This window comes from Streptomyces sp. NPDC058646, assembly GCF_042716875.1.
GTDB lineage: Bacteria > Actinomycetota > Actinomycetes > Streptomycetales > Streptomycetaceae > Streptomyces.
Genome location: NZ_JBHXRK010000006.1, coordinates 97,206 through 117,054, shown reverse-complemented (window position 1 = coordinate 117,054; position 19,849 = coordinate 97,206). Strand labels below are relative to the sequence as shown.

The following is a 19,849-nucleotide window of genomic DNA, read 5'->3' as shown; positions in this document are numbered from 1 at the left end:
ACAAGCACAGCACTCGATCCTGGAGCGACCTGAATGAAGCCCGGCCTGCCGACCGCCATGGAACGGCCCCACTTCATCGGCATCGGCGGCGCCGGCATGTCCGGCATCGCGAAGATCCTCGCCCAGCGCGGCGCGCAGGTGGCCGGCAGCGACAGCCGTGGTGACTCCGAGACCGCCGAGGCGCTGCGCGCCCACGGCGCCACGGTCCACGGCGGGCACGCCGCCGGCAACCTCGCCCCCGACACCACCTGCGTGGTCGTCTCCAGCGCCATCCGCGCCGACAACCCCGAGCTGGCCCGCGCGGCCGAGCTCGGCATCCCCGTCGTGCACCGGTCCGACGCCCTCGCCCGCCTGATGGACGGCCTGCGCCCCATCGCCGTCGCCGGTACGCACGGCAAGACCACCACCACCTCGATGCTGGCGGTCTCCCTCTCGGCCCTGGGCCTGGACCCCTCGTACGCCATCGGCGGCGACCTGGACGCCCCCGGCTCCAACGCCCACCACGGCGAGGGCGACATCTTCGTGGCCGAGGCGGACGAGAGCGACCGCACCTTCCACAAGTACGCCCCGCAGGTCGCGATCATCCTCAACGCGGAACTCGACCACCACGCGAACTACGCCTCGATCGAGGAGATCTACGAGTCCTTCGAGACCTTCGTCTCCCAGGTCGTGCCCGGCGGCACCCTCGTCGTCGCCCACGGCCAGGCGGGCGCGGCCGAGATCGCCGCCCGGGTCGTCGGCCGCCCCGGCCTGAACATCGTCACGTACGGCGAGGAGGACACCGCCGACGTCCGGATCGTCAAGATCGTCCCGCGCGGCCTGACCAGCGAGGTCACCGTCGTCCTCGGCGGCCGGATGCTCACCTTCACCGTCTCCGTGCCCGGCCGCCACTACGCGCACAACGCCGTGGCCGCCCTCGCCGCCGGTGTCGCCCTCGGCATCCCGGCGCACAACCTGGCCTCCGCCCTCGGCAAGTACACCGGCGTCAAGCGCCGCCTCCAGCTCAAGGGCGAGGCGGCGGGCGTGCAGGTCATCGACTCCTACGCGCACCACCCCACGGAGATGACCGCCGACCTGGAGGCCATCCGCGGCGCCGCCGGGGACTCCCGCATCCTGGTCGTCTTCCAGCCGCACCTCTTCTCCCGCACCCAGGAGCTGGGCAAGGAGATGGGCCAGGCCCTGACCCTCGCCGACGCCTCGGTGGTCCTGGACATCTACCCGGCCCGCGAGGACCCGATCCCCGGGATCACCAGCGAGCTGATCATCTCCGCCGCCCGGGCGGCGGGCGCCGACGTCACCGCCGAGCACTCCAAGGAGGCCGTCGCCGACGTCGTCGCGGGAATGGCCAAGCCGGGCGATCTCGTTCTCACCATGGGCGCGGGAGACGTCACGGACCTCGGTCCGGCCATCCTCGCCCGCCTGGCCGTCTGAGGGAGCGGGAGAGTCATGTCGTACGAGGTCGAGAAGACGGACGAGCAGTGGCAGGCGGAGCTGACGCCGTCCGAGTACCAGGTGCTGCGCCTCGCGGGCACCGAACCGGCCTTCCGGGGCGAGTACACGGACACCAGGACGGAGGGCGTCTACTCCTGCCGCGGCTGCGGGGCGGAACTGTTCCGCTCGTCGGAGAAGTTCGAGTCGCACTGCGGCTGGCCGTCCTTCTTCGACCCGAAGGACACCGAGGCCGTCGAGCTGATCGCGGACACCTCGCACGGCATGGTCCGCACCGAGGTGCGGTGCGCGAAGTGCGGCTCCCACCTGGGCCACGTCTTCGAGGGCGAGGGCTACCCGACCCCCACCGACCAGCGCTACTGCATCAACTCGATCTCGCTGCGGCTGACGCCCGCCGAGGGCTGAGGCCGGGGCCGCGGAGGGGCCAGGAGGTCAGCCGATCCTCGTCCAGGGCCGGCAGCCCTTCGTGTCGAAGGCCCGGTCGCCGGCCGCGATCGTGACGACGGCCTGGCCCTGCGCGTTGTCGTTCGCGATGATGGCGGCCAGGTCACCGCTGGTGTTGCGCAGCCGGGCCCAGTAGCAGTTGGGGAAGGCGTCGTCCTGCGGCCCCGCCGTCCGGTAGGTGCCCGGCCGCACGTCCCGGCCGACGAGGAAGGTGCCGTCGCCCGCGATCTCCGTGCGGGGCGCCTCGGCGGAGGACGGCCGGCCGGCCGGCGCCGCGCTCGCCGCGGCCGTGACGGTCGAGGCCGCGCTCCGCACGGGCGGTGCGGGCCCCTCCGCCTCCGGGGCCGTACCGGACCCGGAGGCGCCGATGCCCATGCCCAGCAGCAGCCCGACGAGACCCGCCGCGCCGTGGGTCAGCAGGCGCTTCCACCCCGGCCGCGAGGGCGCGGCCGGAGGCGGGGCGGGCACCTGCCCCCACCGCGGTGCGCCGCCCTGCGGCGCGGGCTCCGACGGCGGCCAGGAGGGGAGCTCGTGTCCGTTCATGACCCGAGCGTGAGCCCATCCGGACCACCCTGCCACCCGGCGGCTCGCGTCCCGGCGGGCACCGGCGCCCTCCCGTGCGCCGCCGCCCGGCATCATGGGCGCGTGCAGACGCCCAGCGCCGAGTGGACCACGATCGCGATGTACGAGAACCTGCCGGGCCGCCCCCACCCGATGGCGGCCCTGCGCGCTTGACTGCGGGGCCGCGGCATCGACTGGATGCCGTTCGCCGAGGACGAGATCCGCTGGGATCACGCCTGCGGCCCCGGCCCCGACGGCCGCCGGCGCGGCTGGTTCGCCGTCCACCTGCAGTCCGAGGCCCTCCGCCCGCTCGGGCTGCATCCCGGCCGACCCACTGCCGAGGTCACCGGCCCCGCCCCGCCGGGGTGGTGGCACGCCGAGGCGGAGCGCCACGCCCGCTCGCCCGCCCCCGCGCAGCGGCGGGGTCACCGCAGCGACGCCAGGTAGTCCGACAGGGTCCGGCGGGGGACCCAGGACCGGCCCCGGGCCCGGCTCAGGTCGAGCACGACCGGGTGGGCGAGCTGGTCCACCGCGTAGCGGCTGAGGGCGGGTTCGGAACCGGTGAGGCGGGCCAGGGCCTCCGCCGCGCGGGCGACCGTACCGGCCAGCGGCAGCGGCAGGTGGCGGATCCGGGCCCGGACCCCGTGGGCGCGCAGGACCTGCTTCACGGCCGCGTCGCGGGCGTACGGCTCGGCGTCGGCCACGTTGTACGCGCCCGGGGGCCAGCCGGCCGCCGCGAGACAGGCGTCGGCGAGGTTCTCCACCGCCGTGAGGCTGAGCCGGACGTCGGGCCCCGGCAGCGCCAGCACCCCGGCCCGGACCCGGGAGAGCAGCCGGGGCAGCAGCTGCGTGTCGCCCGGCCCGTAGACCGCGCGCGGCCGCAGCACCACCGCACCACCGGCCAGGGCCAGCGCCTCGCCCTCGGCCTTGGTCCGCCCGTAGGCGTTGAGGTGGCCGGTGCGGGGGTGGTCCTCGCCGACCAGGCTCCGGTCCCGGCGCGGGTCGTACACGCTCGCGCTGCTCACCCAGACCACCGGCAGGCCGCCGGCGCCGCCCGCCGCGTCGAGCAGCCGCCGGGTGCCGTCCACGTTGACCGCGCGCATCCGCGCCCCGGCCGCCGAGCCGGGCGCCGGGTCGCCGACGGCCGCCGCGCAGTGCACGACGAGGTCCACCCCGGCCAGGTCCGGACCGCCCCGGGCCGCATCCCAGAAGCGGTGTTCCCCCACCGGGCCGGGCCGCCGGCCCACGCACACCACCTCCGCCCCGCGGGCGGCGGCCGTCCGCGCCACGTGGCCGCCGCAGAACCCGCTGGCGCCGGTGACCGCGACCCGCGTGCGCGCGCTCACGCCCCGGCCCTCACCGTCAGCGAGCGCCAGCCGGGCAGGGCGGAGCCCCGGTCCACCCGGGCCCGCGTCACGACCGGCCGGTACGGGGCCAGCGCCGCCAGTACGTCGGCCAGCTGTACGCGGGCCAGCCGGGCCCCCGGACAGCTGTGCGGCCCGGCGCCGAACACCAGGCGGGCGAGGTCCGGGCCGGCCGGTGCCCGGGCGTCCGGATCCCGGCGGTGCGCTTCGGCCGCGTGCCGGGCCACCAGCAGCAGCCGGTCCCCGCCGCGCACCGGGCAGCCGCCGACGCTCCCCGCCCCGGCGGCCACCCGGGGCAGCAGCGGCGAGGCCGCGGTGACCCGCAGCAGTTCGTCGGCCAGCACCGGCAGCAGCGCCTCGTCGGCGGCCTGGTCCCACAGGCCCGCGTCGGCGCACCAGGCCACGGCCCGGGGCAGCGCGGCGACGGTGGTGTTGACTGCGGCCACCGCCACCATCGCGGACAGCGCGTCCGCCCCGCCGGCCGGCTGCTCCGCGCCCTGAGGGCCGCCCAGCAGCCGCCGGAGCCGGTCCGCGGCCCGTGCGGCCCCGGCCTCGGCACCCGGGCGGCGCGGGCCCGGCAGATGACTGCGTACGGAAGCGGCTGCGGCCTCGGCGGCCGCCGCCGCGACGGCCCGTGGCTCGGCGGGCCGGTCCAGCAGCGCGCACACCACCGATCCGGCGAGTCCACGCGCGAGATCCACCAGGTCCACCTCCCCGCCCCGGCCCAGCGGCGCGAGGCCCCCTGCCAGCAACGGCCGCCACACGGACCGCAGTTCCTCCACCCCGGCCGCGCCCAGTCCGACCGCGAGGGCGCGCCGGTCGGCCCGGTGCCCGGCCCCCTCCTGGTCGAAGAGCACCCCGGTCGGCCCGGAGAGCGCGGCGCGCGCGGCGCCGCCCGTCGTGCCGGCGGCCGTACGGTCCAGCGGCAGCCGGGTCAGCGCCTCGCGGTACGCCGCCGCGTCGTGCACGAGCACGGCCCGGCCCAGCCTCCGGACGGGCCGCCCGCGCGTGGCCGCCAGCAGCGCGAACAGCAGCGGGTGGCTGCGCAGGTAGACGCGGCGGTCACGGCGGCGGGCCCGCACCTGCCCCGCGGCGGTCACCGGCCGGCCCCCGCGCCCAGGCGCCGCGCCGCGAGCGCGGCCGTCGCCGCCCGGTCCGGCTTGCGGGAGCGCCCCGACAGCGGGACGTCCGCGAACAGCAGCGCGTCGGGCCGGGCGGTGCCCATCCGCCGGATCGGCTCCGCCAGGGCGGCGCGCAGGGCGCCTTCGGCGGAGCCGCGGCGCGGCTGCACGACGGCCACCAGCCGTTCGTCGCCCTCACCCGTCGGCACGCCGACGAGCAGGGCCAGCTCCACGCCCGGGACGTGCAGGGCGGGTTCGTAGAGGCCCGGGTAGATGTTCTCGGCGCGGCGCAGCACCATGTCCTTGCAGCGGCCTTCCAGGACGATCCGGCCCGCCGGGTCCAGCCGCGCCCGGTCGCCCGTACGCACCCACGGGTCGGGCTCCTCCCCCAGGTAGCGGTGACGGGCGGCGGCCCCGGCGAGCAGCAGCTGGCCGTCCGTGTCGGGGCGGGCGAGGACACCGGCCAGCGGGGCGCCGACCAGGTCCCCGGCGCCCTCGAAGGCGGCCTTCTCGCGGGCTTCGACGGCGGCGGCCGGGAACAGCTCGGTGAGCGCGTACACCCCCCAGGCCTCGTCCGCGCCCGCGGCCCGCACCCGTTCCAGCAGTGCGGCGCCGGCGGGGGCCGAGCCCGTCCACACCCGGCCGTGGAAGCGGGCGCCGGCGCCGAGGGCGTCCCGCAGCCGGGGCGGGGTCAGGTAGGTGTCCTGGGGGCGCAGCCGGTGCAGCTGCCGGGCCAGCACCCGGGGGCTGCGGGCCGGGAGGGCGACGGGGGCGCCGCCGGTGAGCGCGGGGACGAGGACGAAGAAGGTGCCGCCGAGCACCGGGCGGTCCGGCCGGGCGTCGAACAGGGAGGAGACGGTGGCCATCCCGGCGGCCAGGCCGGCCCGGGTGTGGACCACGGCCCGCGGCCGGGAGGTGGTGCCGGAGGTGAAGACGATCACCGCGTCCCCGTCGTGGTCCCCGTGCACGGGCACCCCGGTCCGCGGTGCCGTCAGGTCCAGTGCGGGCGCGCAGCCGGGCAGCCGCGGCCCCACGGTCGCCACCGGCCCCAGTTCCGCCAGGTCGGGCAGCGCGAGCCGGGCCCGCCGGGCCAGCGGCCGGGCCCAGCCCGCCACCGCCTGGGCGCTCGCATCGGCGAGGACCAGCGCGGGCCGGGCCAGGGCGAGCCGGGCACGCAGGACGTCGGGCCCGGCACCGGGGTCGAGCACGGCCCCGCGCAGCCCGAGCCGCCACAGGGCGAGCAGGACGGCCAGCGCCCGGGGCCCGGGGCGCACGGCGACGCCGACGGTGTCCCCGGCGCGCAGCCCGCGCGCGTGCAGGGCGGCGGCGAACGCGTCCGCCAGCTCGGCGAGTTCACCGCGGGTGGCGCGCACCCGGGGCGCGCCGCTGCGGGCGGTGGTGAGGACGGCGGGCCGCTCGGGGCGGCCGCGCAGCGCGTGGTCGAGACGGTCGAGCATCAGCGGGGGTCCGTTCCGTGGCGGCCGCTGCCCTGGTCCAGGTACCAGCGGGCGGTGCCCGCGATGCCGTAGGCCCGCAGGCGCCGCGTCGAGTTCTCCACGACCATCTCCCGGCAGTGCGTGATCCGGTCGGTGTGGCGGCGTACGGCGTTGAGGAAGAGCCGGTCGGTGGGGGAGGGGCGCCGGGGCATGCCTCCCACGGCCAGGTACAGCTCGGCGGTGATGGCCATGTTGTTCCCGGCGTGCATGCGGTACGGGGCCCGGTAGCCGTTGCGGCGGGCGTGCTCGGGCCGCAGCCGTCCGAAGAGCGCGGCGAGGGCGACCAGCGCGCCGAACCCGGCCCGGCCGAGGGGGCCGTGCTCGTCGCGGCGGGCGGTGATGCGTCCGCAGACCAGCCCGGGATGCCGGATGAGGGCGGCCCGCGCCGCGCGGGTCCAGCCGGGCCGGGGCAGGCAGTCGGCGTCGGTGCGGGCGAGCAGGGACGCGCCCCGGCCGATCGCGTACCGGAAGCCGGTGTCCACGGCGGAGCCGACGCCCTTGTGCGGCTCCTCGATCACCTCCACGGGGAACGGCGCCTGCCGCGCGAAGGTGCGGGCGACGGCGCCCGTGCCGTCCCGCGAGGCGTTGTCGACGACCAGCAGGGTGAAGTCGCGGTCCCGCTGCGCGGCGAGGGCCCGCAGGGTGTCCGCGAGCCGGGCCTCCTCCTCGTGCGCGGGTACGACCACCCACAGGCGGGGGCTCACGACTTCTCCCAGACCATGGTCATGATGCTGATCCCGCCGCCGAGCCCCACGAACAGCACCCGCTCGCCCGGGGCCAGTTCCCCGTACACCCGGTCCAGTTGCACCCCGAGGCTCGCGCTCGCGACGTTGCCGAGCTCGGGCACCGTCACCACCAGCTTTCCGTCGGGCACCCCGGTCAGTTCCGCGAACCGCTCCAGGTACGGCACGGTCACCTGGTGCACGAGCACCCTGGCGAAGCCGTCCCAGTCCGTACCGGTCCGGTGCAGGGTCCGGTCGATGACGGCGGTGCCGGCCTTCTCGAAGACGCCCCGCAGCTCGTGGCCGTCGCCGCGGAAATAGGTGTGGTCGTCGCCGCGCGGGTGCCGCGACCCGCCGCCCGGGATGCCCCCGACCTCCCAGTGCTCCGAGTGCGTCTCGGAGTCCACGTGCAGGATCCCGCCCCGTTCCACGGCCTCCACGACGACGGCCGCCCCCGCGTCCCCGAAGGTGTAGCCCGCGAAACCGCGCCGGAACTCCGCGAAGTCCGCGGGGTCCTTGCGCACCGCCCGGCTCGGGGTCTCGCCGGTGACCACCAGGGCCCGGCGGGCCCGCCCGGCCAGGACCATGGACCGGGCGAGGTCGATCCCGTTGACGAAGCTGTTGCAGGCGTTGGTGACGTCCAGGGCGTGGGCCCGGGAACCCAGTTCCGCCTGGACGATGTGCGCGGTGGCGGGTTCGACCATGTCCCGGGAGGCCGAGGCGAAGACCAGCAGGTCGATGTCGAGGGGGTCCAGCCCGGCGGACTCCAGGGCCCGGCGGGCGGCGCCCACGGCGAGCGTGGAGGCGTACACGCCCTCCGGCGCGACCCGGCGGGAGAGGATCCCGGTGGCTTGTTCCAGCAGGGTCGGCGGCAGGGTCAGGCCACTGCGCCCGGCCACCTCCCGCTGGAGGTCCTCCGAGGACAGGGCCTGTTCGGGCAGCAGGCTGCCGACGGCGGTTATCCCGGCACGCGGCGGCGGGTCAGATGGCTGAATGAGCATGTCCACACGATGGCAATGCGGCGTCCAGGGGTCCTGAGTACGGATGCTCATCTCGTGGCGCGGACCGGTTGAGTACCCCGGGCGGGAACCGCTGCCGGCCCAAGAAGCCTGCCGCCCGGGTCTGTTGTGCGGGGACTCCTGGCCCGTACCCTCCCTCCAGCCGGCGCCGGCGGCAGGTCCGGGCCGCTCCGGAGGGCTTTCGTTCTCCAGGTGTACGGCGGGGCGTCACGAGCTGATCCCCGTCCGGTACCCCGGAGCCGCTGTCCTTGGGGCGCCCCCGACTCCCCCTCCCTCACCCCCAGAGGTCGTCACCCATGACAGAGCTGAACCGTCGCAGGTTCCTGCAGATCGCCGGAGGCACCGCGGCCGTCGCGATGCTGAACGAGAGCATCGCGCGGGCCGCCGCCATCGAGGCGCAGGGCAGCACCGGAACGATCCAGGACATCGAGCACGTGGTCGTCCTCATGCAGGAGAACCGTTCCTTCGACCACTACTTCGGGGCGATGAAGGGCGTACGCGGCTTCGGCGACCCCCGGCCCGTAGTCCAGGACAACGGAAAGTCCGTCTTCCACCAGTCCAACGGGACGAAGGACATCCTGCCCTTCAACCCGCAGGTGGAAGACCTCGGGATGCAGTTCCTCACGGGCCTCAACCACGACTGGGCCGGCGGCCAGCAGGCCTACAACAACGGTAAGTACGACAAGTGGGTCCCGGCGAAGACGGCCACCACCATGTCGTACATGACCCGGAACGACATCCCGTTCCACTACGCCCTCGCCGACGCCTTCACCGTCTGCGACGCCTACCACTGCTCCTTCATCGGAGCCACCGACCCCAACCGCTACTACCTGTGGAGCGGTTGCACGGGCAACGACGGCACCGGCGGCGGCCCGGTCCTCGGCAACGAGGAGCTGGGCTACGGCTGGAAGACCTACCCCGAGCGGCTGGAGTCCGCGGGGGTCTCCTGGAAGGTCTACCAGGACATCGGCGACGGCCTGAACGCGGCCGGTCACTGGGGCTGGATCAACGACGCCTTCCGCGGCAACTACGGCGACAACTCGCTGCTGTACTTCAACACCTACCGCAACGCCCAGCCCGGCAGCCCCCTGTACGAGAAGGCCCGTACGGGCACGAACGCCAAGGCCGGCGAGGGCTACTTCGACCGGCTGCGCGCGGACGTGGTGAACGGCACCCTGCCGCAGGTCTCCTGGATCGCCGCACCCGAGGCCTTCAGCGAGCACTCGAACTGGCCGACGAACTTCGGCGCCTGGTACATCTCGCAGGTCCTGGACGCCCTCACCGCGAACCCGGCCGTCTGGGCGAAGACCGCCCTGTTCATCACCTACGACGAGAACGACGGGTTCTTCGACCACGTGGTCCCGCCGTACCCGCCCGCGTCCTCCGCGTGGGGCCTGTCCACGGCCGACGTCAAGGGCGACCTGTACGCGGGCGGCGGAGGCTACGCGGCCGGCCCGTACGGGCTGGGGCCGCGCGTGCCGATGATCGTGGTCTCCCCGTGGAGCAAGGGCGGGTACGTCTGCTCCGAGACCTTCGACCACACGTCGGTGATCCGCTTCCTGGAGAAGCGCTTCGGGGTGCAGGAGCCCAACATCTCGCCGTGGCGCCGCGCCGTGTGCGGTGACCTGACCTCGGCCTTCGACTTCACCCGGGCGGACGCGGCCCCCGCCGCGCTCCCGTCCACGGCCGGCTACGTCCCCCCGGACAAGAACCGTCACCCGTCGTACTACCCGGCCGTGCCGGCCACCGGCACCCTCCCGAAGCAGGAGGCCGGCTCCAAGCCGACCCGCGCCCTGGGCTACAGCCCGTACGTGGACGGCAGGGCCACCGTGTCCACCGGCAAGTTCACCCTGACCTTCGCCGCCGGCCCCGCCCTGGGCGCCCACTTCCACAGCACCTCCGGCAACCGCACGGACGGCCCCTGGCCCTACACCGTCGAAGCCGGCAAGACCCTCTCCGACACCTGGAGCACCAGCAGCTCCACCGGCAACCGGATCGACCTGACGGTCTGGGGCCCCAACGGCTTCCTGCGCACCTGGAAGGGCCCGGCGAAGAAGGCGGGCCCGGAGGTCACCGCCCGCCACGTGGCGGCCACCGGCAACCTGGCCCTCACCCTGACCAACTCCGGCACGGCCGCGGTCAACCTGACGGTGACCAACGCCTACGGCGGCGCGGCCCAGACCTTCAAGGTCCTCGCCGGCGCGACGGTCTCCCACACGGTCGACCTGCGGACCACCGCCCGCTGGTACGACGTCAAGGTCGTCTCCGACGCCGACGCCACCTTCCTGCGCCGCTTCGCCGGCCACGTGGAGACGGGCGCCCCGGGCGTCTCCGACCCCGCGATCAAGACCGTCTGAGCCGGTCCTCGGGGTCGCGCAGCAGCCGCCGTTCCAGGACCGGGAGGTCACTGGGCCGGTGGCTGCGTGCGTGCCGGAGCAGCAGGTCGCGGGCGGTGTCCGGGACCCGGCGCCGCTTCGGGTGACGGGTGGTGAACCCCTCGCCCGCAAAGAACCGCACAGCGCCCTCCAGCCCGACCCGGTCCGTCTCCCGCACCGCCCACGCCAGGTCCGCCGTGGCCGCCCGGGCCAGCAGCAGACCCGGGGCGCGGTCCGCGAGCAGCCGCGCCGCGTCCCGCGGCTGTTCCCGTACGGTGCCCAGCCAGCGGAACAGCACGGAAAGTGGCACTCCGCGCGGCCCGGGGGGTTCCTCTTGGCCGTCGGCCAGCGCCCGGGCGTACGCCCGCAGTTCGCGGGGCGCCGCGGCCGTCCACCGGGACCGGTGCCGCGCCGGGAACCCGTCCGGAGAGAACGGGTCGAGCAGCCGCACGGCCTCGGCGGTCGGGGCGGGGCTGCCCCAGCCCTCGTCGCACATGCAGTCGAAGCCGTCCGTGTCGCGGTCGTCGGCGTGGGGCGGGTGGGCCGCCCGGTACTCGCGGATCTCCTCCGGATCGCTGAGCTCGTAGGAGCGCGGGTGGTGCGGGTGCCGGACGCCGTCGGCGCGCGAGAAGTCCCCCAGGGTCACGGGCCCGTGGCGCGGTGTCGGTTTCACGGTGTGATGGTAGGGCCGGTGGGCAGAACGTACGTCGTCGGATGCTCCGCCCGTCACCGAGGGAGAACGCATGGCCATCGCCCATCGCAGGATCGGCTCCGGACCCGTTCGCGTCATCGTGCTGCACGACTGGTTCGGGACCTCCGCCAACTGGGGTTCCGCAGTGGACCACCTCGACCCCGAGGGCTTCTCGTACGTCTTCCTCGACTACCGCGGCTACGGCGGGCGCCGGGACGTCGCCGGCCGCTACAGCGTTCCCGAGATCGCCGACGACGTCCTCGAACTCGCCGACGAGCTGGGCTGGGACACCTTCTCCCTGCTGGGCCACTCCATGGGCGGCAAGGCGGTGCAGCAGGTCCTCGTCCGGGCTCCCGAGCGCGTCGAGAAGCTGGTCGGCATCGCCCCCGTCCCGGCCGGGCCCTACGAGCTGGACGACGCGGCCCACGCCCTCTTCCACGGCGCCGCCGGGGATCCGGAGAAGCGCCGGACCATCCTCGACCTGGTCACCGGCAACCGGGTCAGCCGCCACTGGCTGTCCCGGATGGTCGCCCACTCCCTGGAGGTGTCCCGCCCCGAGGCCTTCGCCGGGTACCTGGCGAGCTGGCAGTCCCTGGACCTCTCGCCGGCGGTGAAGGGCAGCACGGTCCCGGTGCTGGTCCTGGTCGGCGAGTACGACCTCGCACTCACCGCCGACGTGATGCACGCCACCTGGCGGACCTGGTACCCGAACTGCCGGATCAAGACCCTCCCCGGCGCCGGCCACTACCTGCCGCACGAGGCACCGGTCGCCTTCGCCACCGAGGTCGAGGCCTTCCTGCGGGCCTAGGGCACGAAAAAAGATCCCCTGGGGACGCGAGATGTCTCGCGGCCCCAGGGGATCTGCAGGGTGAGTGACGGGACTTGAACCCGCGGCCACCTGGACCACAACCAGGTGCTCTACCAACTGAGCTACACCCACCACGAAGGGCGGCGGACCACCCGTTCGACGTGCAAGCACAGCATAGCCGATCAGACGGGTGGTCCCGCGACGCCTTATCCGGCGGACCGGCTCCCGGCCAGGGCGGCGGCGAGCCGGGCGGTGACCCCCTCCCGGCGGCGGGCGGCGCGGGCGACGGCCGCCGCGGCGAGGGCCCGGACCACCGGGTGCGGCCGGGTCCCGTCCCCGGACAGCTCGGGCTGGAACAGGGTGGCGAGGAAGAAGGGGTGACCGGGCAGCTCCACCATGCGCACCTGCCCCTGCTCGTCGTGCCCCGACATCCGCAGCCCGCGGGCGGCGAGCGTCGGCAGGTGCCGGGGCGCGGGCCCGTAGGAGCAGTGGTAGTTCTCCACGGAGCGCTCCGCGCCGAGCGCGGACTCCGCCAGCGACCCGGCCTCCGCCCGGACCAGGCCGGAGTGCCCCACCAGCGAGCAGGCGAGCGGTGCGATCAGCAGGTCCTCGGCTCCCGGGTCCTGCTCGGCGTGCGAGGCCTGCGCCAGGCCGCAGACGGTACGGGCGTACTCCAGCAGCGCGTGCTGGAAGCCGCCGCAGGTCCCCAGGAAGGGGATGCCCTCCTCCCGGGCCGTCCGGATCGCGGCCAGCGCCCCCGCCTCGCTGGCGTACGGGCTCCCTGGCAGCACCCACACCGCGTCGAAGCGGGCCAGGGCACCGGAGGCGGCCTCGGCCGCGGCGTCGCCGGTCGGGATCCAGTACGCGTCGAGGACGAGACCGTCGCGCGCGGCCAGGGCGTCGAGGAGGAGCGGGATCCGGGTGTGGGAGGTCACATGGGGGGAGCGGTCGCCGACGAGGGCGATCCGTGCGAGGGGTGCGGTGGTCATGCGGATCATCCTGTGGCCGGCTCCCACTTCAGCGCCAACGATTGTTGCTGCATGGTCCATAAGCAATGCTGATGTCCATGGATCCGCACCTGCTCCGCACCTTCGTCGCCGTCGCCCGCCTGGCCTCCTTCTCCGGGGCGGCCCGGGAGCTCGGCTACACCCAGTCCGCGGTCTCCCAGCACGTCGCCGCCCTGGAAGGGGACCTGCGGACCGAGCTGCTCACCCGGCGGCCGGTGGCGCCCACCCCGGCCGGGGAGCGGCTGCTGGAACACGCAGGGCCGCTGCTGCTGCGGCTCGACGCCGCGCGCGCCGACGTACTGCGGCTGGCCGCCGCCCCGCCCGGCCGGGTCACCCTCGCGGTGTCCCCGCTCGCCGTGGGGCCCCGACTGCTGGCGGCCCTCCCCGCGACCGGGGTCACGCTGCGGGTGCTGCCGCCCGCCGAGGTGCCCGCCGCCGTCGCCACCGGCGGCTGCGACCTCGGCCTGGCCGACGGTCCGGCCGCACCCAGCGACCCGCTGCGGCTGCCCGACGTGGCGCCGCTCACCGTGACCGGAGTGGGCGAGGAGGAACTGGCCGTCCTGCTGCCCGCCGGGCACCCCTTCGCCGGGCGGGCCGCGCTGCGGCTGGAGGACCTCGCCGACGCACGGTGGCTCGACGCGCCCGGTGTGGGCCTGCCGCTCGCCGCCGCGGCCACCGGCCGCCCGTCGGCCCGTACCGGCGTGCGCTACGACGGCACCGACGTGCACGGCCTGTGCGCCCTGGCCCTCGCCGGCCACGGTCTCGTGCTGCTGCCGCGCCGCGTGGCCGAGGAGGCCGCCGCGGGGGCGGCGGCCGGGGCCGGGGCCGCCGGGGCCGGGGCCGCCGTACCGCTGTCCGCACCCCGCCTGGTGCACCGTACGGAACTGCTCGTGCCGGGCGCCCCGACCGGCGCGGCCGCTGCCCTCGTGGCACGGCTCACGGCAGGATCCCCGTATGACCACTGACCCCGCCCCCTTCACCGCGGCCGACTACGCCGCCCGGATGGCCGCCGCCGCGCAGAGCGCCGCCGACGCGGGACTGGCCGGCCTGCTGATCGCCCCCGGGCCCGACCTCGCCCACCTCACCGGCTACCGCGTCACCGCCGAGACCGAGCGGCTGACCCTGCTCGTGCTCGCCGCCGGGCAGGAGCCGGTGCTCGTCGTGCCCGCACTGGAGGCCCCCGACGCGGCCAGGGCCCCGGGCGCCTCCGCCCTGACCCTGCGGGACTGGGCCGACGGCAGGAACCCGTACGAGGTGGCCTCACCCCTGCTCGACGTCACCGGGCGCTTCGGCGTCAGCGACAACACCTGGGCCCTGCACCTCCTCGGCCTCCAGCGGGAGCTGCCCGCCACCTCGTACGTGTCCCTGACCGATTCGCTGCCCATGCTGCGCGCCGTGAAGGACGAACGGGAGCTGGAACGCCTCGCCGCGGCCGGCGAGGCCGCGGACGCCGCCTACGCGCAGATCCTCCACCTGCCCTTCGCCGGACGCCGGGAGAGCGACGTCGCCGCCGACCTGGCCGCCCTGCTGCGCGTGCACGGCCACTCCCAGGTCGACTTCACGGTCGTCGGCTCCGGCCCCAACGGGGCGAACCCGCACCACGAGGCCGGCGACCGGGTCATCGGACAGGGCGACATGGTGGTGCTCGACTTCGGCGGACTGCGCGACGGCTACGGCTCCGACATCTCCCGCACGGTGCACGTGGGGGAGCCGAGCGCCGAGGAGCAGCGCGTCCACGACATCGTCCGCGAGGCCCAGCAGGCGGCCACCGCCGCCGTGCGGCCGGGCATCGCCTGCCAGGAGGTGGACCGGGTGGCGCGTGCGGTGATCACCGAGTTCGGCTACGGGGACCGTTTCATCCACCGCACCGGGCACGGCATCGGCGTCACCACCCACGAGCCGCCGTACATGGTCGAGGGCGAGGAACGGCCCCTGGTCCCCGGCATGTGCTTCTCCGTGGAGCCGGGGGTCTACCTGCCGGGCCGGTTCGGCGTCCGCATCGAGGACATCGTGACCGTCACGCAGGACGGGGTGCGCCGCCTCAACAACGCCCCCCGCGAACTCGCGGTCGTCGAGTAGCCGGCGGGAGGAGCGGCCGGCCGGGGGCCCGCGCGGGTCCCGCCGGGGTGACGGGCAGGCCGGTCCTCGGCCAGGACCCCGAGGACCTCGGCGAACAGGTCGTACGGCCCGCCGTCCGGTGTCAGGGCTAAGGGCCCAGGACCACCGGGGACTCGCCCGGTACGTGGATCCGCCCGTCCGGGCCCGGGTGGTGGACGGGCTCCCAGGAGGCCAGGACCCGCACGCCGTTGCGGCCCAGCGCGATCGTCGCCGGGTCCGGGGAGAGGTTCACCACCACCCGTACGTCGCCGCGTCGGAAGGTCAGCCAGCGCCGTTCCTCGTCGTGGGCGACCCGGACCGCCGCGAGGTCCGGGTCGCGCAGGTCCGGGTGCGAGCGGCGGAGCGCGACGAGGGTGCGGTACCAGGCCAGCAGGCGCGCGTGGCCGGGCTGTTCGGGCTCGGCCCAGTCCAGGCAGGAGCGGTCGCGGGTGGCGGGGTCCTGCGGGTCGGGGATCTCCTCGGCCTTCCAGCCGTGGGCCGCGAACTCCCGGCGGCGGCCCGTCCGCACCGCCTCGGCCAGCTCCGGGTCCTGGTGGTCGGTGAAGTACTGCCACGGGGTGCCCGCGCCCCACTCCTCACCCATGAACAGCATCGGTACGAACGGGCCGGTCAGGGCCACGGTCGCGGCGCACGCCAGCAGACCGGGGGAGAGGGAGGCCGCGAGCCGGTCGCCCAGCGCCCGGTTGCCGATCTGGTCGTGGGTCTGGGTGTAGCCCAGGAAGCGGTGGGCCGACGTCCGGCGTCGGTCCAGGGGACGGCCGTGGGTGCGGCCCCGGAAGGAGGACCAGGTGCCGTCGTGGAAGAAGGCGCGGGTCATCGTCTTGGCGAGGGCCGCCAGCGGGGCCTCGGCGAAGTCCGCGTAGTAGGCCTGGGACTCGCCGGTGAGCGCGCAGTGCAGGGCGTGGTGGAAGTCGTCGTTCCACTGGGCGTGCAGGCCGAGGCCGCCGCCGGCGCGCGGTGTGGTGGTGCGCGGGTCGCACTGGTCCGACTCGGCGATCAGGAAGAGGGACCGGCCGGTCTCCGCGGCCAGTTCGTCCACGGCCGCGGCGAGTTCCTCCAGGAAGGTCAGCGCCCGCCCGTCGACCAGCGCGTGCACGGCATCGAGGCGGAGGCCGTCGATCCGGTAGTCGCGCAGCCAGGCCAGGGCGCTGCCGACGAGGTAGGCGCGGACCTCGTCGGAGCCGGGCGCGTCCAGGTTCACCGCCGCCCCCCACGGGGTGTGGTGGGTGTCCGTGAAGTACGGGCCGAAGGCCGGGAGGTGGTTGCCCGAGGGGCCGAGGTGGTTGTGGACCACGTCCAGGACCACGCCGAGCCCCGCGGCGTGCGCGGCCTCCACGAAGCGGGCGAGGCCGGCCGGGCCGCCGTACGGCTCGTGCACCGCCCAGGGTGCGACCCCGTCGTACCCCCAGCCGTGCCGGCCCGGGAAGGGGCAGACGGGCAGCAGCTCCACGTGCGTGACGCCGAGGGAGACGAGGTGACCGAGGCGGGCGGCCGCGGCGTCGAAGGTGCCCTCGGGGGTGAAGGTGCCGATGTGCAGCTCGTACAGGACCGCGTCCTGGAGCGGGGTGCGGGGCCCCGGCGTCGGGTCCGCGAACAGGGCCGCCACGTCGACCACGGCGGACGGCCCGTCAGGGCCGGTCGGCAGCCGCCGGCCGCGCGGGTCGGGCCGGACCACGGTCCCGGCACTCGACTCGCCGTCCAGCAGGAACCCGTACCGGCTCCCGTCGGCGGCGGGGGCCTCGACGGTCCACCAGCCGTCCCGGTCCGGATCACGTGCCATGTCGTACGTCGCGTCGTCCAGTCGCATGGCGACATGACCTGTCAGCGGTGCCCACACCTCGAACTGCACGGACGGTCCCCTCGTCTCCGGCGGTGTCCAGCATGCGTATCCTGCCCATCATTCCGGGCTCGGCGGGGGAGTTCTGGACACTCCGGCCCCGACGGGCCGACAATCACCCTGTGACGTCGAGTTTCGAGTTTGCCTCCTATCCCGTGCCGCGGCTCTCCGATGCGGAGCGCGAGCGGGCGTTGGGCCAGCTCAGGGAGGGCGCGGCCCTGGGCAGGCTGTCGCACGACACCTTCCTGCGCCGGATGGAACTCGCCCTGGTCGCCAGGCGCTCCGAGGACCTCGCGGTCCTCACCGCCGACCTCCAGGAACGGGAGGGCGCCGAAAGCCCCTGGACCCGCCGGCTGTTCGGCTGGGTCGGCCGGGCCTCCGCCGTCAGCGCCGGTGTCCGGCGCGCCTGGACCGCGGAGAGACTGCCCAAGCTGCTCCTCCCGCACCCGAGCACGGGAGCCCTGCGGATCGGCCGCGACCCGGGCAACGGACTGCGGCTCACCCACGAGACCGTCTCGCGGATGCACGCGGAGCTGCGGATGCGGGACGGCCTCTGGGTGGTCAAGGACCTGGGATCCACCAACGGCACCACGGTCAACGGCCGCCGGGTGACGGGCTCGGCCGTGGTGCGGGACGGGGACCAGGTCAGCTTCGGGAAGATCGCCTTCCGGCTCTCGGCGAACTGACGGCCCCGCCGGACGCCCGACCCGCGCCCGCGCGCCCGGGAGCGGGCGGGTACGGAAGCGGGCGGGCGGGGGCCGGGCGGGTGCGGCCCGCCCGGGGCGGGGGCCCAAGATGGTGCTCATGGAACACACGCCGCCTGTCGTGCGCCGCGCGCGCCCCGAGGACCTGCCCCGGCTCGTCGAACTCGTCCAGCAGCACGTCGCGTACGAGAAGTCCGCCCCCCGCCCGCCGGGCCTCGCCGACCGGCTCGGCCCGCAGCTCTTCGCCGAGGGGGCCCCGCTGTGGGTGCTGCTCGCGCAGACCCCGGACGGGACGGTGGCGGGCTACGCGGCCTGCTCCACCGAGTTCGCCTTCTGGGACGCCCGCCACTACCTCCACATGGACTGCCTCTACCTCGCCGAGGACGCGCGCGGCCACGGCCTCGGCGCCGCCCTGATGGAGGGCGTGCGGGAGCTGGCCCGTGACCTCGGCCTCACCGAGGTCCAGTGGCAGACCCCCGACTGGAACGAGGGCGCGATCCGCTTCTACGACCGCCTCGGCGCCACCGGCCGCCCCAAGCGCCGTTACGGTCTGCCCGTGGACCCCGCCGCGTCCTGAACGGCCGCGGGGGCCGGGGCCCGGCCGCCGGGTCCGGCCTCCACGAGGTGTGCGTACGCGGCCAGCGCCGCCCGGGACTGGTGTTCCACCTGGGTGGCCACCGGCACCCAGCGGGCCTGGAACCGGGCCGCGAACTCCTCGCACCAGCCGGTCACGAGCCGGTCGAGCGCGGGCGCCGCCGGATGGCTCCGCGTACGCAGCACCCGCAACAGCATCGCGGCGGCGCGCAGCGACAGACGGCGCCCGAAGGCGTCGATCCCGGCGATGTACGCGGCCGTGGCCTCCACGGGCGCCCCGCGGCCGGTCCACTCCAGGGCGACCCGGGGGATCAGCGCGAGCGTCCAGTCCACCGCGCGCAGCAGCGGCGCCGCGTCCGGGTCCCGGTGGAGCGGCCCCCCGGCGGCCCCGGTGAGCTCCCGGGCCCCGGCCACGAGCGCCGCGTCCGCGGTGAGCCGCCGGGCCAGCACCCGCAGGGCGCCGCGCGGGTCGGGGTGCGGGGCCGGGTCGTCCACCAGATCGGAGGCCCACATGGGGACTTCGACGATGGCGGTGGTGCCGTCGTACCGGTGGGCGTGGTACCAGGTGCTGAGCCGGATGTCCTCCGGGTGGAAGGCTCCGGCGGCCTCGCTGCCCGGCTCCGGGATCACGTAGATCCCGGGGCCGGGGGAGGGCCAGCCGGCCGCGTCCGAGGCGCCGGTCTCCACGGGGATGCGCAGTTCCGCGGCCGATTCCGCGAAGGGCTGGGCGAGGCCGGGTATGTCCCGGGTGAGCTGCACCCAGGAACCGCCGAGGTCCGTCGCGTGCAGGGAGACCTGGAGGACGGGCCGGAGTTCGTCGATGAGGGCGGTGAGGGCGAGGGTCTCGGGCGGCAGCCGGTCCGGGGGCAGTAAGGACGGGGCCCACTCGGGCTGTTCGGGGCCGGGCGGCCGGTAGAAGTTCCGGTGGTAGTCGAGCAGCGAGCGGGGGCGGGGCGTGCGGTGCAGGTCCGCGCCGTCCGGGTCGGCACACAGCAGGAAGTGCCAGCCGCAGCCGGCGCGCGGGGCCGGGTCGTGGAGGACGCGGCGGGCCAGGGACAGCGCGGTGGCCCCGCCGACGGGCTCGTTCGCGTGGGCCCCGGCGACCACCAGGACGTTGCGTCCGGACCCGTGCCCGTGCCCGGGCAGGCCGGTGGCCGCCCCGCCGGCCGCGGCGACGGACAGCACCCAGAGGGGCTGCCCGGCCCGGGAGGTCCCGGCCTGCCGGAGCCGGACCGGTCCCGGGTGTTCGTCCGCCAGGGCGCGGGCGGCCAGAGCGAGTTCACGTGGGGTGGGATAGGACATGTCGCGGAGGAGAGTCACAAGGGATGCCATGCCCCCCGCGCACGCCGCCTACTGCTCCGCGGACCCCGCAGTTCCCGCGACGGCGACGGAATCCCCTGGCCAACGCCTTGCCCGCAGTCCGTCCGGGCCTCGTGCGCTCCCGCCCCGCCGCCCTGGGGACGAGGTCATCCTGCCCGTCACGGACCAGGGCGCCGCAGCCGTACGGCCCCGGCAGGACCCGGGCCGTACGGTCGCTCC

General features: G+C 75.6%; 19 protein-coding genes and 1 tRNA gene. 9 read left to right on the top strand and 11 right to left on the bottom strand.

Going from position 1 to position 19,849, the window contains the following annotated elements:
• Positions 1 to 33: 33 nt before the first annotated feature.
• Together murC and msrB are read left to right on the top strand one after the other, a co-directional pair.
• Positions 34 to 1,431: a UDP-N-acetylmuramate--L-alanine ligase gene (gene murC, locus ACFWUZ_RS09790; protein WP_384369935.1), complete on the top strand. Its 1,398-nt coding sequence runs from the start codon at positions 34 to 36 to the stop codon at positions 1,429 to 1,431.
• Positions 1,432 to 1,446: 15 nt separating this feature from the next.
• Positions 1,447 to 1,854: a peptide-methionine (R)-S-oxide reductase MsrB gene (msrB, locus tag ACFWUZ_RS09785; RefSeq protein WP_384369932.1), complete on the top strand. Its 408-nt coding sequence runs from the start codon at positions 1,447 to 1,449 to the stop codon at positions 1,852 to 1,854.
• 27 nt (positions 1,855 to 1,881) lie between these two features.
• Here msrB and ACFWUZ_RS09780 read toward each other — a convergent pair whose 3' ends face one another.
• Entirely contained in the window at positions 1,882 to 2,436 is a 555-nt protein-coding gene (locus ACFWUZ_RS09780) for a hypothetical protein (protein ID WP_384369929.1), read from the bottom strand.
• 216 nt (positions 2,437 to 2,652) lie between these two features.
• On the opposite strand from ACFWUZ_RS09780, the gene ACFWUZ_RS09775 reads away from it, so the two are divergent.
• The gene (locus tag ACFWUZ_RS09775) at positions 2,653 to 2,901 is read left to right on the top strand and encodes a hypothetical protein (RefSeq protein WP_384369926.1); all 249 of its coding nucleotides are present in this window, start codon (positions 2,653 to 2,655) and stop codon (positions 2,899 to 2,901) included.
• Here the strand turns inward: ACFWUZ_RS09775 and ACFWUZ_RS09770 are convergent.
• The 5 genes from ACFWUZ_RS09770 to ACFWUZ_RS09750 are packed head-to-tail and all read right to left on the bottom strand — an operon-like array spanning position 2,880 to position 8,158.
• A complete protein-coding gene (locus tag ACFWUZ_RS09770) occupies positions 2,880 to 3,800 on the bottom strand; it encodes an NAD-dependent epimerase/dehydratase family protein (protein WP_384369923.1) in 921 nt (306 codons plus the stop codon). The genes ACFWUZ_RS09775 and ACFWUZ_RS09770 overlap by 22 nt on opposite strands.
• Positions 3,797 to 4,918 carry a cytochrome P450 gene (locus ACFWUZ_RS09765; protein ID WP_384369920.1) on the bottom strand — a complete coding sequence of 374 codons (1,122 nt, stop codon included), beginning with the start codon at positions 4,916 to 4,918 and terminating at the stop codon, positions 3,797 to 3,799. The genes ACFWUZ_RS09770 and ACFWUZ_RS09765 overlap by 4 nt, the downstream gene beginning before the upstream one ends.
• Complete coding sequence (locus tag ACFWUZ_RS09760; protein ID WP_384369918.1) at positions 4,915 to 6,396, bottom strand: AMP-binding protein; 1,482 nt, start codon at positions 6,394 to 6,396, stop codon at positions 4,915 to 4,917. The genes ACFWUZ_RS09765 and ACFWUZ_RS09760 overlap by 4 nt, the downstream gene beginning before the upstream one ends.
• Positions 6,396 to 7,139: a glycosyltransferase gene (locus ACFWUZ_RS09755; RefSeq protein WP_384369915.1), complete on the bottom strand. Its 744-nt coding sequence runs from the start codon at positions 7,137 to 7,139 to the stop codon at positions 6,396 to 6,398. Before ACFWUZ_RS09755 ends, ACFWUZ_RS09760 begins: the two co-directional genes overlap by 1 nt.
• Positions 7,136 to 8,158 carry a 3-oxoacyl-ACP synthase III family protein gene (locus ACFWUZ_RS09750; RefSeq protein WP_384369912.1) on the bottom strand — a complete coding sequence of 341 codons (1,023 nt, stop codon included), beginning with the start codon at positions 8,156 to 8,158 and terminating at the stop codon, positions 7,136 to 7,138. The genes ACFWUZ_RS09755 and ACFWUZ_RS09750 overlap by 4 nt, the downstream gene beginning before the upstream one ends.
• Positions 8,159 to 8,472: 314 nt before the next feature.
• Between ACFWUZ_RS09750 and ACFWUZ_RS09745 the strand changes: the two genes are divergently transcribed.
• Positions 8,473 to 10,533: a phosphocholine-specific phospholipase C gene (locus tag ACFWUZ_RS09745; protein WP_384369909.1), complete on the top strand. Its 2,061-nt coding sequence runs from the start codon at positions 8,473 to 8,475 to the stop codon at positions 10,531 to 10,533.
• On the opposite strand, the gene ACFWUZ_RS09740 is transcribed toward ACFWUZ_RS09745, so the two are convergent.
• Complete coding sequence (locus tag ACFWUZ_RS09740) at positions 10,520 to 11,224, bottom strand: hypothetical protein (RefSeq protein WP_384369906.1); 705 nt, start codon at positions 11,222 to 11,224, stop codon at positions 10,520 to 10,522. The genes ACFWUZ_RS09745 and ACFWUZ_RS09740 overlap by 14 nt on opposite strands.
• Before the next feature lie 70 nt (positions 11,225 to 11,294).
• Here ACFWUZ_RS09740 and ACFWUZ_RS09735 point away from each other — a divergent pair, with 70 nt between their 5' ends.
• On the top strand, positions 11,295 to 12,050 hold the full coding sequence (locus ACFWUZ_RS09735) for an alpha/beta fold hydrolase (RefSeq protein ID WP_384369904.1): 756 nt from the start codon (positions 11,295 to 11,297) through the stop codon (positions 12,048 to 12,050).
• A gap of 59 nt (positions 12,051 to 12,109) precedes the next feature.
• Here ACFWUZ_RS09735 and ACFWUZ_RS09730 read toward each other — a convergent pair.
• A tRNA-His gene (locus ACFWUZ_RS09730) sits at positions 12,110 to 12,182 on the bottom strand.
• 74 nt (positions 12,183 to 12,256) lie between these two features.
• Positions 12,257 to 13,039 (bottom strand): hypothetical protein, encoded by a 783-nt coding sequence (locus ACFWUZ_RS09725; RefSeq protein WP_384369901.1) that lies wholly within the window; start codon positions 13,037 to 13,039, stop codon positions 12,257 to 12,259.
• Between the two features lie 77 nt (positions 13,040 to 13,116).
• Between ACFWUZ_RS09725 and ACFWUZ_RS09720 the strand changes: the two genes are divergently transcribed.
• Positions 13,117 to 14,022, top strand: coding sequence for a LysR family transcriptional regulator (locus ACFWUZ_RS09720; protein ID WP_384370318.1), 906 nt, complete (start codon positions 13,117 to 13,119; stop codon positions 14,020 to 14,022).
• Positions 14,012 to 15,136, top strand: coding sequence for a M24 family metallopeptidase (locus ACFWUZ_RS09715; protein ID WP_384369898.1), 1,125 nt, complete (start codon positions 14,012 to 14,014; stop codon positions 15,134 to 15,136). The genes ACFWUZ_RS09720 and ACFWUZ_RS09715 overlap by 11 nt, the downstream gene beginning before the upstream one ends.
• Positions 15,137 to 15,263: 127 nt before the next feature.
• Here the strand turns inward: ACFWUZ_RS09715 and treZ are convergent, their stop codons facing one another.
• Positions 15,264 to 17,024 (bottom strand): malto-oligosyltrehalose trehalohydrolase, encoded by a 1,761-nt coding sequence (gene treZ / locus ACFWUZ_RS09710; RefSeq protein ID WP_384369895.1) that lies wholly within the window; start codon positions 17,022 to 17,024, stop codon positions 15,264 to 15,266.
• Between the two features lie 110 nt (positions 17,025 to 17,134).
• On the opposite strand from treZ, the gene ACFWUZ_RS09705 reads away from it, so the two are divergent.
• Together ACFWUZ_RS09705 and ACFWUZ_RS09700 are read left to right on the top strand one after the other, a co-directional pair.
• The gene (locus ACFWUZ_RS09705) at positions 17,135 to 17,698 is read left to right on the top strand and encodes an FHA domain-containing protein (protein WP_384369892.1); all 564 of its coding nucleotides are present in this window, start codon (positions 17,135 to 17,137) and stop codon (positions 17,696 to 17,698) included.
• A 118-nt stretch (positions 17,699 to 17,816) separates the two neighbouring features.
• Complete coding sequence (locus ACFWUZ_RS09700) at positions 17,817 to 18,293, top strand: GNAT family N-acetyltransferase (protein ID WP_384369889.1); 477 nt, start codon at positions 17,817 to 17,819, stop codon at positions 18,291 to 18,293.
• Here ACFWUZ_RS09700 and ACFWUZ_RS09695 read toward each other — a convergent pair.
• A complete protein-coding gene (locus ACFWUZ_RS09695) occupies positions 18,260 to 19,612 on the bottom strand; it encodes a M14 family zinc carboxypeptidase (RefSeq protein ID WP_384369886.1) in 1,353 nt (450 codons plus the stop codon). The two genes, ACFWUZ_RS09700 and ACFWUZ_RS09695, sit on opposite strands and share 34 nt — an antisense overlap.
• Between the last annotated feature and the right edge of the window lie 237 nt (positions 19,613 to 19,849).

What these genes read in the sequence shown, in the direction of transcription:
- murC (WP_384369935.1), top strand. Translation starts at nt 34, where the DNA reads ATGAAGCCCGGCCTGCCGACCGCCATGGAACGGCCCCACTTCATCGGC.
- msrB (WP_384369932.1), top strand. Translation starts at nt 1,447, where the DNA reads ATGTCGTACGAGGTCGAGAAGACGGACGAGCAGTGGCAGGCGGAGCTG.
- ACFWUZ_RS09780 (WP_384369929.1), bottom strand. Translation starts at nt 2,436, where the DNA reads ATGAACGGACACGAGCTCCCCTCCTGGCCGCCGTCGGAGCCCGCGCCG.
- ACFWUZ_RS09775 (WP_384369926.1), top strand. Translation starts at nt 2,653, where the DNA reads ATGCCGTTCGCCGAGGACGAGATCCGCTGGGATCACGCCTGCGGCCCC.
- ACFWUZ_RS09760 (WP_384369918.1), bottom strand. Translation starts at nt 6,396, where the DNA reads ATGCTCGACCGTCTCGACCACGCGCTGCGCGGCCGCCCCGAGCGGCCC.
- ACFWUZ_RS09750 (WP_384369912.1), bottom strand. Translation starts at nt 8,158, where the DNA reads ATGCTCATTCAGCCATCTGACCCGCCGCCGCGTGCCGGGATAACCGCC.
- ACFWUZ_RS09745 (WP_384369909.1), top strand. Translation starts at nt 8,473, where the DNA reads ATGACAGAGCTGAACCGTCGCAGGTTCCTGCAGATCGCCGGAGGCACC.
- ACFWUZ_RS09735 (WP_384369904.1), top strand. Translation starts at nt 11,295, where the DNA reads ATGGCCATCGCCCATCGCAGGATCGGCTCCGGACCCGTTCGCGTCATC.
- ACFWUZ_RS09725 (WP_384369901.1), bottom strand. Translation starts at nt 13,039, where the DNA reads ATGACCACCGCACCCCTCGCACGGATCGCCCTCGTCGGCGACCGCTCC.
- ACFWUZ_RS09720 (WP_384370318.1), top strand. Translation starts at nt 13,117, where the DNA reads ATGGATCCGCACCTGCTCCGCACCTTCGTCGCCGTCGCCCGCCTGGCC.
- ACFWUZ_RS09715 (WP_384369898.1), top strand. Translation starts at nt 14,012, where the DNA reads ATGACCACTGACCCCGCCCCCTTCACCGCGGCCGACTACGCCGCCCGG.
- ACFWUZ_RS09700 (WP_384369889.1), top strand. Translation starts at nt 17,817, where the DNA reads ATGGAACACACGCCGCCTGTCGTGCGCCGCGCGCGCCCCGAGGACCTG.
- ACFWUZ_RS09695 (WP_384369886.1), bottom strand. Translation starts at nt 19,612, where the DNA reads ATGTCCTATCCCACCCCACGTGAACTCGCTCTGGCCGCCCGCGCCCTG.